The 12,761-nt window shown below is 64.0% G+C and carries 19 protein-coding genes; 8 read left to right on the forward strand and 11 right to left on the reverse strand.

Annotated elements, in window-relative coordinates; all coding sequences use genetic code 11:
* The first annotated feature begins 59 nt into the window (after positions 1–59).
* On the forward strand, positions 60–347 hold the full coding sequence (locus D3I60_RS08500) for a YrhK family protein (RefSeq protein ID WP_262775701.1): 288 nt from the start codon (positions 60–62) through the stop codon (positions 345–347).
* On the opposite strand, the gene D3I60_RS08505 is transcribed toward D3I60_RS08500, so the two are convergent.
* Genes D3I60_RS08505 through D3I60_RS08530 form a run of 6 tightly spaced genes read right to left on the reverse strand, consistent with a single transcriptional unit; the run spans position 277 to position 5,626 of the window.
* The gene (locus tag D3I60_RS08505; protein WP_262775702.1) at positions 277–819 is read right to left on the reverse strand and encodes an HXXEE domain-containing protein; all 543 of its coding nucleotides are present in this window, start codon (positions 817–819) and stop codon (positions 277–279) included. The two genes, D3I60_RS08500 and D3I60_RS08505, sit on opposite strands and share 71 nt — an antisense overlap.
* Positions 820–860: 41 nt before the next feature.
* Positions 861–2,267: an ATP-binding cassette domain-containing protein gene (locus tag D3I60_RS08510; protein ID WP_262775703.1), complete on the reverse strand. Its 1,407-nt coding sequence runs from the start codon at positions 2,265–2,267 to the stop codon at positions 861–863.
* Between the two features lies 1 nt (position 2,268).
* On the reverse strand, positions 2,269–3,108 hold the full coding sequence (locus tag D3I60_RS08515; protein ID WP_262775704.1) for an energy-coupling factor transporter transmembrane component T family protein: 840 nt from the start codon (positions 3,106–3,108) through the stop codon (positions 2,269–2,271).
* Entirely contained in the window at positions 3,105–3,983 is an 879-nt protein-coding gene (locus D3I60_RS08520; RefSeq protein ID WP_262775705.1) for a histidine kinase, read from the reverse strand. Before D3I60_RS08520 ends, D3I60_RS08515 begins: the two co-directional genes overlap by 4 nt.
* Positions 3,980–5,140: a nucleoside hydrolase gene (locus tag D3I60_RS08525; protein ID WP_262775706.1), complete on the reverse strand. Its 1,161-nt coding sequence runs from the start codon at positions 5,138–5,140 to the stop codon at positions 3,980–3,982. Before D3I60_RS08525 ends, D3I60_RS08520 begins: the two co-directional genes overlap by 4 nt.
* A gap of 27 nt (positions 5,141–5,167) precedes the next feature.
* On the reverse strand, positions 5,168–5,626 hold the full coding sequence (locus tag D3I60_RS08530) for a DUF2695 domain-containing protein (RefSeq protein ID WP_262775707.1): 459 nt from the start codon (positions 5,624–5,626) through the stop codon (positions 5,168–5,170).
* Positions 5,627–5,744: 118 nt separating this feature from the next.
* Between D3I60_RS08530 and D3I60_RS08535 the strand changes: the two genes are divergently transcribed.
* Entirely contained in the window at positions 5,745–6,647 is a 903-nt protein-coding gene (locus D3I60_RS08535) for a carbohydrate kinase family protein (protein WP_262775708.1), read from the forward strand.
* Here D3I60_RS08535 and D3I60_RS08540 read toward each other — a convergent pair.
* The 3 genes from D3I60_RS08540 to D3I60_RS08550 all read right to left on the reverse strand — a co-directional run bounded on the left by D3I60_RS08540 (position 6,637) and on the right by D3I60_RS08550 (position 7,922).
* Positions 6,637–7,107: an SRPBCC domain-containing protein gene (locus tag D3I60_RS08540; protein ID WP_262775709.1), complete on the reverse strand. Its 471-nt coding sequence runs from the start codon at positions 7,105–7,107 to the stop codon at positions 6,637–6,639. The genes D3I60_RS08535 and D3I60_RS08540 overlap by 11 nt on opposite strands.
* A complete protein-coding gene (locus tag D3I60_RS08545; RefSeq protein ID WP_262775710.1) occupies positions 7,100–7,432 on the reverse strand; it encodes a VOC family protein in 333 nt (110 codons plus the stop codon). Before D3I60_RS08545 ends, D3I60_RS08540 begins: the two co-directional genes overlap by 8 nt.
* Positions 7,433–7,505: 73 nt before the next feature.
* Entirely contained in the window at positions 7,506–7,922 is a 417-nt protein-coding gene (locus tag D3I60_RS08550) for a DoxX family protein (protein ID WP_262775711.1), read from the reverse strand.
* 29 nt (positions 7,923–7,951) lie between these two features.
* Between D3I60_RS08550 and D3I60_RS08555 the strand changes: the two genes are divergently transcribed.
* A complete protein-coding gene (locus D3I60_RS08555) occupies positions 7,952–8,284 on the forward strand; it encodes a hypothetical protein (protein ID WP_262775712.1) in 333 nt (110 codons plus the stop codon).
* A gap of 131 nt (positions 8,285–8,415) precedes the next feature.
* Here D3I60_RS08555 and D3I60_RS08560 read toward each other — a convergent pair whose 3' ends face one another.
* On the reverse strand, positions 8,416–8,907 hold the full coding sequence (locus D3I60_RS08560; RefSeq protein ID WP_262775713.1) for a winged helix-turn-helix transcriptional regulator: 492 nt from the start codon (positions 8,905–8,907) through the stop codon (positions 8,416–8,418).
* A 120-nt stretch (positions 8,908–9,027) separates the two neighbouring features.
* Between D3I60_RS08560 and D3I60_RS08565 the strand changes: the two genes are divergently transcribed.
* Positions 9,028–9,666, forward strand: a complete 639-nt coding sequence (locus tag D3I60_RS08565) for a dihydrofolate reductase family protein (protein ID WP_262775714.1) — start codon at positions 9,028–9,030, stop codon at positions 9,664–9,666.
* Positions 9,667–9,780: 114 nt separating this feature from the next.
* Here D3I60_RS08565 and D3I60_RS08570 read toward each other — a convergent pair whose 3' ends face one another.
* Positions 9,781–10,467, reverse strand: a complete 687-nt coding sequence (locus D3I60_RS08570; RefSeq protein ID WP_262775715.1) for an SDR family oxidoreductase — start codon at positions 10,465–10,467, stop codon at positions 9,781–9,783.
* A gap of 88 nt (positions 10,468–10,555) precedes the next feature.
* On the opposite strand from D3I60_RS08570, the gene D3I60_RS08575 reads away from it, so the two are divergent.
* From D3I60_RS08575 to D3I60_RS08590, 4 genes are read left to right on the forward strand one after another with little or no spacing between them, the layout of a single operon-like run.
* The gene (locus D3I60_RS08575) at positions 10,556–11,137 is read left to right on the forward strand and encodes a hypothetical protein (RefSeq protein ID WP_262775716.1); all 582 of its coding nucleotides are present in this window, start codon (positions 10,556–10,558) and stop codon (positions 11,135–11,137) included.
* Positions 11,138–11,170: 33 nt separating this feature from the next.
* Positions 11,171–11,776: a 1-acyl-sn-glycerol-3-phosphate acyltransferase gene (locus D3I60_RS08580; RefSeq protein ID WP_139466851.1), complete on the forward strand. Its 606-nt coding sequence runs from the start codon at positions 11,171–11,173 to the stop codon at positions 11,774–11,776.
* 1 nt (position 11,777) lies between these two features.
* Entirely contained in the window at positions 11,778–12,221 is a 444-nt protein-coding gene (arfB, locus tag D3I60_RS08585; protein ID WP_262775778.1) for an alternative ribosome rescue aminoacyl-tRNA hydrolase ArfB, read from the forward strand.
* Between the two features lie 45 nt (positions 12,222–12,266).
* Entirely contained in the window at positions 12,267–12,761 is a 495-nt protein-coding gene (locus D3I60_RS08590) for a mycothiol transferase (RefSeq protein WP_262775717.1), read from the forward strand.

Below are 12,761 nucleotides of genomic sequence, written 5' to 3' on the forward strand. Positions count from 1 at the left end.
CGACCGGGTTGTGCCAGTAGGCTCGCGGTGGAAGAGAACCAGAAGGAGAGGACAGACCATTGTCAGAGAGCAGCCGGGATATTCATCTGCGGATCGGACGGGAAGAACTCGTCATCCGCCAGCGCTACCAAGTCATCAGCATCGCCAATGATGTGCTCATCGGTGCGTGGTTCCTCATCGGCAGCTTCATGTTCTTCTCCGACGCACTCATGACCACCGGAACATGGCTGTTCGTCATCGGCAGTGTCGAGATGCTCATTCGCCCGGTCATCCGCCTCATCCGGCATCTGCACCTGCAGAGGCTGCGCAGCCCCGTGGCCGCCGGCGACGACTCCTTCGACTACTGACCGCGTTCGGCCAGTCAATGCGCACCGTGAGCTGAGCAGCCACCGCCACCGCACCCATCAGGGCGATGCCGCGCTTCCAGTCGGTGCCGGTCAGCGGGTGCCCCAGCTCCGCGAGCTCTCGTCGCGCCAGTACGGCCCCGGGCCACATGATCGGCACGGTGGTGATCACTCCGGCGGTATATCGTCGCAGGACTGCCGTCGACAGCAGGTGAGTGAACACGTGGGCTTCGAGGCCGGCGACCGTGGATCGATAGAGTGCGGACGTCCCTCGGGTCTGCATCCCCCGGACACCCGCCGCTGCCACAACCGCTCCGACGAGCCCGATCGCTGCCGCACTTTGGCGCGTGCTCATTCTCAGGGCCTCGATTCCGGAGACCTCGGCCAGGTGGTCGGCTGTGGCGGGAAAGGTCAGAGCTTCCTCCGCGTCGTGCAGGACCCAGGCCACGAACATGCTCACGGGTCCGCGCATCATGATCGCTCCTGTCACCTCTCGAGCTTCTGTTCACCATTCCATCATGACCGGGCTCGGCCGTCGATAAGCCGCAGTCTGCGGTGCGCGAACTCGTTCGCCCAGCGCTGGTCGTGTGTGGTCGCCAGGACAGCACCTCCACGGTTGAGGAACGACTCGATGATCGCGTTCAGCCGGGTCATCGCTGCGAGATCCCGCCCGATCGTCGGTTCGTCGAGCAGCAGCACCGTCGCCTCGGTCATCAGCGCCGAGGCGATGACGATGTCTTTGCGTCGCGGCAAGTCGAGGTCGAAGGGATGGTCGTCGGCGACCTCGGTCAGGTGCGCTTCGGCGAGGACGGTGTCGACGTCGGCCCGGCGCTGGTCGCGGACTTTAGCTCGGTCTCGCCGTCGATGCGGCGGCAGCGGCGCGGCGTGGAGCAGTTCGCGTGCCACTGTGGCGGCGGAGAGCTGCAGTCCCGGATCCTGTCCCACCCATCCGAGGTGAGCACTGCGCGAGTGGGCGGGCAGGGTGTCCAATCGGATCATCTCGCCGAGGCGGCTGACCGTGATCGTGCCCGTCACGGACGCCGTCCGGTCGAGCAGGCCGAGGAGGGCCCGCAGTAGCGTGGACTTGCCGGCCCCGTTGGCACCGGTGACTGAGGTGAGTTCGCCGGGCCGCAGATCGAAGTCGAGGTCGTCGAGGATTCGGCTGCTCCCCCGATCCACGGTGAGGTCGCGAACGGTGAGCAGCGGATCTGCCTGTGGCTTCGGCATCGTCGAGAGGGTCGCATCATCGTTCGGGCGGCTGTCCCAGATCCCGACGGCTCGACCCCTGGGAGTCGCCGTCTGCAGCCGACCGGCGTCGAGGAAGCGGACCTCTTCGCAGATCCGGGTCAGTTCGTCAGTCTGATGACCGGTGATCAGCACAGCCCCTCCCCGATCACAGAATTCCTGCAGCACTGTTGCCAGGCGCACACGCATCTGCGGATCCAAGGACTGTGCTGGTTGGTCGAGAACGAGCAGGTCGGGCCCGGGTGCGAGGATCCGTGCCACCGCGACCAGTTGCCTCTGCCCTCCGGAGAGTGAGTCCAACCGTCGGTTCCATAGGTCTCCGATGCCGAGGACCTCGAGTAGGTTCCGGGCTCGGCGGAGGGCATCGGCCGGATCATGCCCGTGCAGTCGGCAGGCCAGTTGTGTCTCGTCACCGACGTGGCTGGTCATTCCGCTCAGTTGCGCTTCCGGGTCTTCGCCGAGCAGCGCCACGGTTCCATTCCGGTCGATGGTGCCGGTCAGGGCTCCGCGGGAGACGAGCTGTCCGGCCAACAGGCGGCAGAGAGTCGACGTTCCCGATCTTAGCGGTCCGAGCACTGCGGTCATGGTGCCGCTGACAACGTCGAGAGTGATTCCGCTCAGCGCGGCAGTGTCCTCTCCACGATAGGTGAACCACGCGTCCGTGATCGCAACGGTCATCTCAGGCACCGCCGATCAGCTGCGCGGCGCCCGGCAGCGGGAGGACTCCCGTCACCGAGGCGACGATGAGTCCGATGGTCACGAGCGGAGTAAGGATCCGCAGGAGGCTCTGCCCTGTCTCGTCCGTGTGATCCTGGAGCGCAGTCGCGGTCGCGTTCGAATTGAGTCCGCTGGATTCGAGTACGTCGTGACGTTGGTCGACGGTCAGCAGGATCGCGGTGACGAGTCCTGTAACGATTCCCGGCAGCAGTCGGATGCGCACCCGCCAGGAGTCGGTGGCCCAGCCGCGGGCCTGTCTGGCTTCGATGATATGTCGGGTGCGTGCGCCGATCATTGGGATGAGACCGATGGCAGAGGCGCACATATAGGCGACTGCCGAGGGCAGCCGAAGTCGACGCAGACCGTCGAAGAGGCGGGCGGAGTCGGCACCCGGACCGAACAGCGCGCACAGCCCGATCAAGGCGCTCACCCGCAGCCAGATCTGGACGGCGATGCTCAGTCCTTCGACGCTGAGGCGAGCGGGTCCGACCTGCCAGAGCACATGCACATCGGTTCCGGGGTAGAACAGCCCCTGCACGACGATGAGCACAACCAGAGTCGGTAGGCACAGGAGACCTACTGTCATCACCCATGCCCGCAGTCGCACGACGTGTGAGAGTGTCACGGTCACGACCGTGCCGGTCAGGATGATGACCGGCACGATCGGCGAGGGGATTCCGAAGACGAGCAGCAGGCTGCAGGCCAGGATGATCAATTCTGTGGCAGGGTGCAGACGACGCTTCGGGCGGTGAGACTCAGCCGCGTCAACAGCGGTGTGCGTGTCGGAAGAGGCGGGACTCATTCCGCCGGCTGTGCCGATTCGGCCTGATTGTTTAGATCAGGGCCGTCGGTCTTCTTCGTCCGGGGCCGGCTATGGGCGGCGAACTCGTAGCGACCGATGATGCGTTTGGGCAGCGACTGGATCACGACATAGGCGAGGACGAAGATGAGCGCCTTGTCGACGATGTCGGAGACCATGCTCTGAGCGAAGGTGGCGTTGAACATCTCGAGTCCTACCGCTTGGAGGATCGCGACGACTCCCCCGGTGCCGGCCCCCAGCCCGCCGCCGAAGACATAGGCGGCGACGGGTGCTCCGATGGCGCCGGCGGGAACACCGGCGACGGCGCCGACGATGATCGCGGTCCAGGGTGTGCGGAAGACTCCGAGCCTTGCTGCCCAGCCGGCGGCGGCGCCGATGAAGGCGGCACCGGAGCTGAAGGCGATGACGCTGGGGCTCAGGGTCACGCCCCAGATGAGGTTCGAGATGATTCCCGTGAAGGCACCTGCTGCGGGGCCCGCCAGGACGCCGATGAGCACGGTTCCGATGGAGTCGAGGTAGAGGGGCACGGGTGTGTAGTTGCCGATGATCTGCCCGATGACGACGTTGAAGGCGATGGCGACCGGGATGAGCGCGAGAACGCTGCGAGGAATGAGCGGGAGAGTGCCTGCGGCGAGCAGAATGCCTCCGCCGAGATAGCCGAGCATGACCCACAGAGTGGTGTATCCGAGGTCGAGGCCGAGGTTGGCAGGCTGGGTGAGGAGTACGGCGACGTAGGTGCCGATGACGATGAGGGCGCCGAGCAGTGTGAGGACGAGGGGAAGAGTGCTGTTGCGGTTTTGTCCGGGACCGACCGTAGTGGTCGGCCCCTGCCCAGACTGTCTGGAGTGTGCGGTCATGCGGGTGGTCCTTTCATCAGGATAGTGCTGAGGTGGTCGAGGAAGGCAGGAGCGTCGATGGCGCGGATGATCTCTGCATTCACGGGCCGGCCCCACCGCCCCAGCCAATCGGCGACGGTTTCGCCTCGTGTGAGTGTACCCGTGAGTTCGACATCGACAGGTGCCCACAGCGTCGACGCCCATGGCAGGTCCCCCGCAATTCCCCTCACGGGTACCGGGGCGGACGCCTCCCGGGCGTCGGAGTCCGATCCGTCGGGCTCGGTTCCGGTCGACGCAGTGGTGTGCTGTCGCGCCCAGGACAGGGCACAGGCGAGAACGAACGGGTCGTGGATGTGGGCAAGGTAGCCGAGTCCATCGGATTCGTGGAATTCGAAGTAGAAACGGAGCGCCTCGGCCAGTTGTGCGAGGACAGATCGCCAGCACTCATCGGCACGATTGGCAGAGGCTCCGTCGAGGATGTCGGCGAGACGCTCGGGTGTCATCTCAACGGCTTCGGTCGCTTCGATCGGGGCGATGACCGGGAGGTGGGCCAGTCTCTCCTCCTGATTGGTGCGGTCGAAAGCGGCGAGCACCTGGGCGGTGGACTCGGGGTCGAAGGTGACGTTCCATTCCGTCGTCGGGTGGGTGTTACCCCGGTAGTTGAACGCTCCACCCATGATGAAGAGACGATTGAACAGACTCGGCAGATCCGGGTCGATCTCGAGAGCCAGGGCAAGATTCGTGGCTGGACCGATGACGACACCGAGGAGCTGTCCGGGATGGGCGTGGGCAGCATCGACCCAGGCCTGAGCAGCTGTTACCGAGCTCACCGGCCCGCTCGGGGTCGGCAGCCGCGCATATCCCCGCCCGGTCTCGCCATGGGTGAGGTCGGCATATTCCATGGCTTCGCCCGTTCCCGTCTCCGATGACTGCGGATCCATCTGCAGGGCCTGCCGTGCCAGCGGAAGACTGTGGCCGGCGTGGACGGGAATGTCGCTGCGCCCGGCCAGCGACAGCCATCCGCGGGTGTTCTCGACGACTTGTGCGGCGGCGACATTGCCTCCGGATGCGGCGATGCCGACAACGTCGACGTCGTCTTGGCAACACAGGTAGGCCAGTGCAATAGCATCGTCGATTCCGGGGTCGCAGTCGAGGAAGAGCGGCAGAGTGGCAGGCATGGTCCCATTCTGCCGGACCCGGCTGTGTCACCACCGTCGGATGCGGGCCCAGTTTCCGCAGGCTTGAGTGGATCCCCGTCTCACAAGTCGACAGCAGAGGTAGAGCTTCGTCGAGGGAGGTTCGTCGATTCCGAACCTTTCTCTCATGTCGATGGCTTCCTCACTGCCGAAGGGAGTGCCGATGAGCTCGCCGAACGGCATGCTGGTGATCCACGGTTTGGCGGCGAAGGTGAAGGCGTTGAGGAACATTTCACAGTCACAGCAGCAGGCACCCATGCTGCTCAGCCGCGCGAGCAGTGCCGTGGCGCGTGGAGCCGTACGGTCGCGGAAGCCTTCCGCGAACCTGTGGGTGCCGTTGCAGCCGTATTCGCCGAGTTGTCGGAACACGTAGCAGGCCAGGCATTCGCCGGGGCGCGGGGCGAAGACACGGGCGGTCTCCTCGTCGATGATCGTTCTGACGTCGTTGTCAATGGTGTTCTTGTCCATGGCCACACGGTTCCAGACGGCACTGACACGAAAAGCGGTCGATTGACTGAATTCCCCGATTTCCGTCCTATTTTCTCAGGTCGCGCCGGTGGAAGTCTTTCACCTTAGAATCGTGCCCATGAGTATTCTCGTCATCGGTGAGGCCCTCATCGACATCGTCAGCACGCCGGGGAGTCCGGACCGCTACGCACCGGGTGGAGCTCCAGCCAATGTCGCTCTCGGGCTGGGCCGCCTCGGCGACGACGTCGAGTTCCTCACCGATGTCGGCGATGATTTCCACGGCGGGTTCCTTCTCGCTCATCTTCAGGAGTCTCAGGTCGCCGTGCTCGCTTCACCACGTGGCGCCACGTCGACAGCGCTGGCTCGCCTCGCCGATGATGGCTCGGCCGAGTACGAGTTCCACTTGCGGTGGGATCCTGACTCTTCCCTGCTCAAGGAGGCGTCTCACTCTGTAGTTCATGTCGGTTCGATTGCGGCATTTCTCTCACCGGGCGCCGCCGTCATCGATGATGTTCTCGCCTCTGTGACAGGCGTTTCCGACACGCATCTTCGTCCGCTCATCTCCTTCGATCCGAATATCCGACCGTCGATCATCGGCGCCCGCGAGGATGCGCTGCCACGGTTCGAGGAGTTGGCGAGTCGAGTCGATGTTCTCAAACTCAGCGATATCGATGCGGACTGGCTCTATCCCGATCTCGACGAGTCCGCACAGGTCAACCGTCTTCTCAGCCTCGGGGCCAATCTGGTCGCCATGACTCGCGGTGGTGAGGGTGCGATCGTGGCGACCGCCTCGGCGCGGGCATCGGTGACCTCGAAGAAGGTGGAAGTCAAAGACACGATCGGGGCCGGGGATACGTTCATGGTCTCGCTCATCCACGACCTGAATGCACAGGAGAACGCTGTGTCCGGTCTCAGCACGGCAGAACTCACAGCCCTGGGAGATCGTGCATCGGCGCTTGCGGCGATCACGGTCAGCCGTGAGGGTGCGGATCTGCCGTGGGCCGCGGATCTCACGAACTGAGGAATTCGCCGAGCTGTCGCAGGCAGATGTCGTGGCCGTTGCGGTGTCCGTCGATCATTCCCTGACCGACGAAGGACACGACCTGGTCGACGAGGCCGACCCGGGTGCCTGTCGGGACAGCGGTCAGGGTCCAGGGGATGATGGCCGTCGAGAGGATCTCATCGTCTTTGGTGAGAGTCTCAGTTGTGACGATGTGACATCCCGGCTCAAGTGAGCAGTACTGCCCGGTGGAGACGAACTCGAGTTCTCCCGGTGACCCACAGCGGGCACGGATCGCACCGCCCGGGCGGAATTCGTCGATGTCGCACACCATCTCCTCTCCTTCGGGGACTCCCCACTGCACGCGCTGATCCGTATCGGCGAAGGCGTTCCACACCTTCGAGACCGGATGCTCGAAATCAGCGCTGAGGCTGATCGTCGCGGTCACCGGCGCCAGCTGGTCGGATGCTGCCTCACTCACCGAAGAACACCACCTGGTTTCCGTCCGGATCGGTGACCGGCAGGATGCGCTGTCCGCCCCCTGGGGACGGTTCGTCGTGGTCGATTCCGGCCGCTCGCAGATGCTCGGCCATCTTATCGAGGTCGTCCACGTCGAGAACCACGTTGGAGTGTCCGGCTCGCTGCGGGTCCTCCCAGATCTGGATTCCGAACCTCTCGTCGAAGAGCCATTGGGCCAGCCCCGCCATCGGCTTGCTGTCCGGCTGTCTTTCGAAGAGTCCGGAATACCATTCGGTCGCTTCCTTCTCGCCGGTGACAACGATATTGGCCATGAGTCCTGTGATCATGATCGCCCCTTCGGGATCAATCTTGAGATTGAGTGCTTGCATTCTGCAACCACTTATTCCATGGAAGCACACATCAGCCCCGGGAACAAGAGCGATGCTCAGCCCAGCCCCCGAACGGCGCCAACGCAAACCGGCCCCATGCGAGGAACGCAAACACCAGCAGGTACGCGGCATCCCCCGCCATCAGGCCCCATTCGCTGCGCCGAAATCGGGTCGTCGCCGCCCCTGCCATCACCATGAGTCCACACGCCGCGATCGGCGAGAGAACCGGAAGGATTCCCGCCAGCGGCGGCACGATCAGTCCGATCACACCAAGGAGCTTGATGGTTCCGATGGCTTTGATATGCCCCGGACTGAAATCGTCCACCCAGTGCTGACTGTGAGCCAGCGCCCGATACTTCTCCTTGGACAGGATCACCTGCGAGGCTCCGCCGATGCCGAAAGCCACTGCCATTGCTGCGGCGACGACCCATAGTACGATGTCCATCATTGCAATTCCCCCTTTGCCGAAGGAGCCCGGTGCCGTTTGCCGAAATCGCGGCCGTCATCGGATCCTCGGAAGCCGCCGCGAAGATGGCCGCCAGTCGGGCCCGGCGCAAGGTCAAGGACACACCACGACCGTCCGGAGAACTCTCACAGCGTCGTGCTGTCGTCGACGCATTCCTCACTGCAGCAAGGCATGGAGACTTCGACGCTCTGCTGCACATTCTCGCCCCGGGCCTGGCGTGGCACCGCAGCAACGCCCGCGGCCACATGTTCCGGATCGGTGCGAACGAGGCGCTCGCAGCGATTCGGACAGGATCGAAGTTCGTAAGGTCAACGTCGACGGCGAGCCGGGTCTGCTCGTTCTGACCGCAAGCGGTCACTGTTTGGGGACTCATGGCACGCATCGTGGCAGACGGCAGGATGGTCGGCATCATCTCGATCACCTCCAGGAAGCTGCTGGAGCGACTGAGACTGCCTGGGCAGCAGCCCCGCCCGAATCAGTTTCCGGAGATCTCCGCCTCGTAGGCGGCCTGCAGTCGCTCCGAGGAACGCGGTCCGTCAGAATTCGGTCGCGGCACCCCGAGGTGGGTCTCCCGAAGCTCATCCATGAGACCTGCGACGAGTTGGGGGTCATCGGCCATGATTCTGGACCGGATCGTCAGCTCCGGTGAGGTCTCCCGGTGGGTCATTCCCCACGTTCCGAGGGCGACCATGACCGGCAGTGTCTGGATTCCAGCCTCGGTGAGGGAGTATTCGGCTCGCTGCCCGCGTGCGGCTTCCGCCTTTGTCAGCAGCCCTTCGTCGATGAGCTTCCTCAGACGACTGGCGAGCATGTTCGAGACTATGCCCTCATTATTGCGGGTGAGCAGCTCGCGGAAGTGCCGACGATTGCCGAAGATGATGTCGCGCAGGACAATGAGCGACCAACTGTCGCCGAGGACCTCGACGGCGGCATTGATCGCACATCCTGAACGCGGCTGTGCAGGCATCGCCCCACCTCCAGTGATTGCATTCTGAAACTACTTAATCTTACACTGGGTCCACTTCCCCGGAACCGACGCCATCCGTCGGACTGAAGACATCACCCGAACCATCACGTTGGAGTGCAAATGGCCAAAGCGTGTGTCAACAGCCTCTTCGTCTCCCTCGACGGATTCGCTGCCGGCGAGTTCGTCACCTTCGATCAGCCGATCGGCGAAGCCCAAGCGCTGTTCTCCTACTTCGACGGCCGCGGCATCGAGGGAGTGGACAAAGTCGACGCCCCGGTGACCGCTGACCGCGCTCTGTTCGCCATGTGGGGGCAGGGCATCGGAGCCGAGATCATGGGCCGGAAGAAGTTCGGTCCCCAGACGGGGCCCTGGCCTGACGACGGCTGGCGTGGCTGGTGGGGTGAGGAGCCGCCGTTCAAGACCCCGTGCTTCGTTCTCACTCATCATCCGCGGGAGCCGATGGAGTTCGACAACGGCACGAGTTTCCACTTCATCGACGCGTCGCCCGCGGAGGCACTCGCCGAAGCGAACGCTGCCGCTGGCGGCGGCAATGTCCGCATCGGCGGCGGTCCTTCGACGGTCAGACAGTTCCTTGCGGACGGCCTCGTCGACTTCATGCACCTCGTCATCGTCCCGGTCACCCTCGGCCGCGGGGTCTGGCTCTGGGAAGGGCTCGAGGGATTGGAGCGGGACTTCACGATCGAGAGCCTCACCACGGCCAGCGGTCTGACCCATCAGCTGTGGAACAGACGAGGCTGAACCGCAGCGGCGACTCGAACCGGACTTGTCGGAACGCCCGATGGCCTGTGGTCTCCGAACGGAGACCACAGGCCATCGGGTAGAGACGGGACAGCTCCCGCATGGATTGTCAGGTCACTTGATCGCCTCGGCGATGGGCGTCTGCCCGTCGTAGAAGTTCACAGTCTCGCGCACCGCTGCGGACTCTGCGATGACGTGTGTGATGACATCGGCGACGAGTTCGCGGGAGGTCACCCGCACCTCGTCTGCCGGGCGTTCACCATCGAGATCGCCGGCCGCATCGGCGATGAGGACCTTGCCGCTGGAGGGCTCGAGGGTCAGACCGCCGGGTCCGAGAATCGTGAAGTCGAGGTCGCTGGCGCGCAGGTGCTCGTCTGCACCGGCCTTGGCCTCGACGTAGGGGTAGAACGAGCTCTCCGGGTCGACGCGATCGCGGTCGACGCTCGCACTGGCGTAGGAGACCATGACGAAGCGCTTGACGCCCGCCTGCCCGGCGGCGTCGATCGAGCGTTGGGCGGCTTCGAGATCGACGGCCTTGGTCCGAGCCGGGTTGCCGCCGCCGGCGCCGGCGGAGAAGACGACAGCCTGGGCTCCGGAGAACAGATCGGCGAGCGCCTGAGTGTCGGCGGTTTCGATGTCGAGGACGACCGGGTTCGCCTCAGCGGCTTCGACATCTGATGACTGGTCGGGGTTGCGGATCACCGAATCGACGGCGAAGCCTGCGGCCTTGAGCTTGGGCGCGGCCAGAAGTGCGATCTTTCCATGGCCGCCGAGAATGACGACACGAGCTGAATCAGACATATCTACCTCCGTTGTCGGTGATGCTTGACATTCGGTACAGCGATGCCACTTGCGCGATTATTCCCAGTCCGACGGTATTATGAGGACCATGACCGACGGCTTCTCCCCCGCCGCCGTCGTGCGCCGGCTCGAGCGTGGACAGCAGGTCCTCATCCCTTCCTCGAAACGCAACGTCTTCACTGCTTTGGCCATCGCGGTCCCGCTCGGAGTCGGTCTGCTCGCCTTCTTCGTCTACATTGTCACTGCAACTCTCGGTGACGGAGGCAGCCCATGGGTCATCGTTGCGAACCTGCGCATATGGGCAATCGTCGCTGGCATCATCGGATGCCTCGTCGTCGCACCGATCGGCGTATTCGTGCGGCTGCGCAGGCACGAATCCCTCGTCGTCTCCCCCACCGGCGTCGCGTTGGCCCGGCACGGTGAGGTTCTTCCCGGGACTCTGCTGCCCTGGCACGATATCGAGTCCGTGGTCTTCGAATCGGCGGTGTCTCCAGGCTCGAAGGTGCTCGCTTATATGCTCACCGAAGAGGCAACCCGCCGACTCATCGGACGCGGGCGCAATCCGCGAGTTCTCGTCAGAAGCGGATTCGTCCTCTCACACCGCCGGCTCTTCCCGGTGCTGAGAGCCGCTCATGCCCATTTCGCACCACACGTCCATGGACACCGATAGGCCCACACATCCTCGTGCCTTACCGTTGAGTTCATGATCCGACGCCTCCTCGCTCGCGCTTTCTGGTCTTTCAGCAAGTGGAACCTCGTGACCGAGCCCGCTCCGAACCGTCCGACCATCCTCGTCGGCGCTCCGCACACCTCGAACTGGGACTTCGTCGTCATGCTCGCGATCGCGTGGCGCATGCGCGTCGACGTCCATTGGCTGGGTAAGCATTCCCTGTTCACCGGCTGGCGGGGGCCGATCATGCGGGGACTCGGTGGGATTCCCGTCGATCGGTCGGATCCGAGCAAGATCGTCACCGAGGTGGTCGACCGGATGCGTGACGGTGAGGTCTTTGCGCTCGTCATCACCCCGGACGGCACCCGAGGCGGACACACTCATTGGAAATCCGGGTTCCACCGCATCGCGATGGCAACGGGAATGCCCGTAACATTGGGCTACCTGGATACCGCGACCAGGACCACGGGGTTGGGCCCAACCTTGGAGATGACCGGCGACATCGCCGCGGACATGGATCGGATCCGCGAATTCTACGCTGACAAGCGTGGAATCCGCCCGCACCTGCAGATCACGCCGAGGCTGCGCGAAGAAGACTCCGCCGGTGACGATCGCGAAGGCGAAGCGGAGCCGAACTGAGATGGACGGTGATCTGCCCGTCCCCGCTGGACCCGGAATCCCAGCCGGGCTGGTCATCCCCGCATCCGACCTGTCCGAACAGTTCTCCCGGTCATCCGGTCCGGGCGGCCAGCACGTCAATACCTCCGATTCACGGGTGCAGCTGAGCCTCGACCTGGCCTCTGCGAGTTTCCTCACCGAGGTTCAACGCGAGCGAGTGCTCAGTCGATTGGCACCACGTCTGTCGGGAACCGTGGTCACCGTGACTTCGGAGAAGCAGCGGTCACAGCTGAAGAATCGTCAGGACGCACGCATGCGGCTAGCGCAGCTGCTGCGGGAGGCGTTGGCTCCGCCGGTACAGAGGCGAGCGACGAAGCCGTCCCGCAATTCCCGTCGTCGCCGAGTCCGGACCGAACAGCGGCGCTCAGAGATCAAACGCAACCGTCGCAGGCCCCGTCTCGATTGAGTCCAGGTGGTGACAGCGGTTGCCGTGAAGAGCAGAATGGGCGACATGAACAGCATCGACATTCTCACCGACCTGTCCCAGCGTCCCCTTCAGGCAGCTCAAGCCCTGCCAGGTCTCTCACCCGAGCAGCTCAACAGCCATCTGGGCGGTCATCCGAATTCCGTCGCCTGGCTGCTCTGGCACAGCGGCCGCGAGATCGATGTGCAGCTTTCGGACCTCACTGGCCGTCCTCAGCAGTGGGAGGACTTCCGAGAACGATTCGGACTCGGCGAGGCCGGCGACGGCTTCGGGCTCGGCCACACCCCGGAACAAGCAGCCGAGATCCGCGTGGACGATCAGCAGCTTCTCGTCGACTATCTCCACGCCACTTTGAATGCGTTCATGGAGTACTTGAAGACGCTGTCCGAGGAAGATTTCGATGAGATCATCGACGAGAACTGGACTCCTGCGGTCACACGCGGCGTTCGCATGGTCTCGATCATCGACGATGCGATCCAGCATGTCGCGCAGGCGGCTTTCATCGCGGGCGCGACTGCTTGA

It is taken from the genome of Brevibacterium permense, assembly GCF_025506275.1.
Classification (GTDB): Bacteria; Actinomycetota; Actinomycetes; order Actinomycetales; family Brevibacteriaceae; genus Brevibacterium; species Brevibacterium permense_A.

What these genes read in the sequence shown, in the direction of transcription:
- D3I60_RS08515 (WP_262775704.1), bottom strand. Translation starts at nt 3,108, where the DNA reads ATGAGTCCCGCCTCTTCCGACACGCACACCGCTGTTGACGCGGCTGAG.
- D3I60_RS08575 (WP_262775716.1), top strand. Translation starts at nt 10,556, where the DNA reads ATGACCGACGGCTTCTCCCCCGCCGCCGTCGTGCGCCGGCTCGAGCGT.
- D3I60_RS08560 (WP_262775713.1), bottom strand. Translation starts at nt 8,907, where the DNA reads ATGCCTGCACAGCCGCGTTCAGGATGTGCGATCAATGCCGCCGTCGAG.
- D3I60_RS08520 (WP_262775705.1), bottom strand. Translation starts at nt 3,983, where the DNA reads ATGACCGCACACTCCAGACAGTCTGGGCAGGGGCCGACCACTACGGTC.
- D3I60_RS08545 (WP_262775710.1), bottom strand. Translation starts at nt 7,432, where the DNA reads ATGATCACAGGACTCATGGCCAATATCGTTGTCACCGGCGAGAAGGAA.
- arfB (WP_262775778.1), top strand. Translation starts at nt 11,778, where the DNA reads ATGGACGGTGATCTGCCCGTCCCCGCTGGACCCGGAATCCCAGCCGGG.
- D3I60_RS08505 (WP_262775702.1), bottom strand. Translation starts at nt 819, where the DNA reads ATGATGCGCGGACCCGTGAGCATGTTCGTGGCCTGGGTCCTGCACGAC.
- D3I60_RS08530 (WP_262775707.1), bottom strand. Translation starts at nt 5,626, where the DNA reads ATGGACAAGAACACCATTGACAACGACGTCAGAACGATCATCGACGAG.
- D3I60_RS08510 (WP_262775703.1), bottom strand. Translation starts at nt 2,267, where the DNA reads ATGACCGTTGCGATCACGGACGCGTGGTTCACCTATCGTGGAGAGGAC.
- D3I60_RS08590 (WP_262775717.1), top strand. Translation starts at nt 12,267, where the DNA reads ATGAACAGCATCGACATTCTCACCGACCTGTCCCAGCGTCCCCTTCAG.
- D3I60_RS08525 (WP_262775706.1), bottom strand. Translation starts at nt 5,140, where the DNA reads ATGCCTGCCACTCTGCCGCTCTTCCTCGACTGCGACCCCGGAATCGAC.
- D3I60_RS08535 (WP_262775708.1), top strand. Translation starts at nt 5,745, where the DNA reads ATGAGTATTCTCGTCATCGGTGAGGCCCTCATCGACATCGTCAGCACG.
- D3I60_RS08565 (WP_262775714.1), top strand. Translation starts at nt 9,028, where the DNA reads ATGGCCAAAGCGTGTGTCAACAGCCTCTTCGTCTCCCTCGACGGATTC.
- D3I60_RS08570 (WP_262775715.1), bottom strand. Translation starts at nt 10,467, where the DNA reads ATGTCTGATTCAGCTCGTGTCGTCATTCTCGGCGGCCATGGAAAGATC.
- D3I60_RS08550 (WP_262775711.1), bottom strand. Translation starts at nt 7,922, where the DNA reads ATGATGGACATCGTACTATGGGTCGTCGCCGCAGCAATGGCAGTGGCT.
- D3I60_RS08580 (WP_139466851.1), top strand. Translation starts at nt 11,171, where the DNA reads ATGATCCGACGCCTCCTCGCTCGCGCTTTCTGGTCTTTCAGCAAGTGG.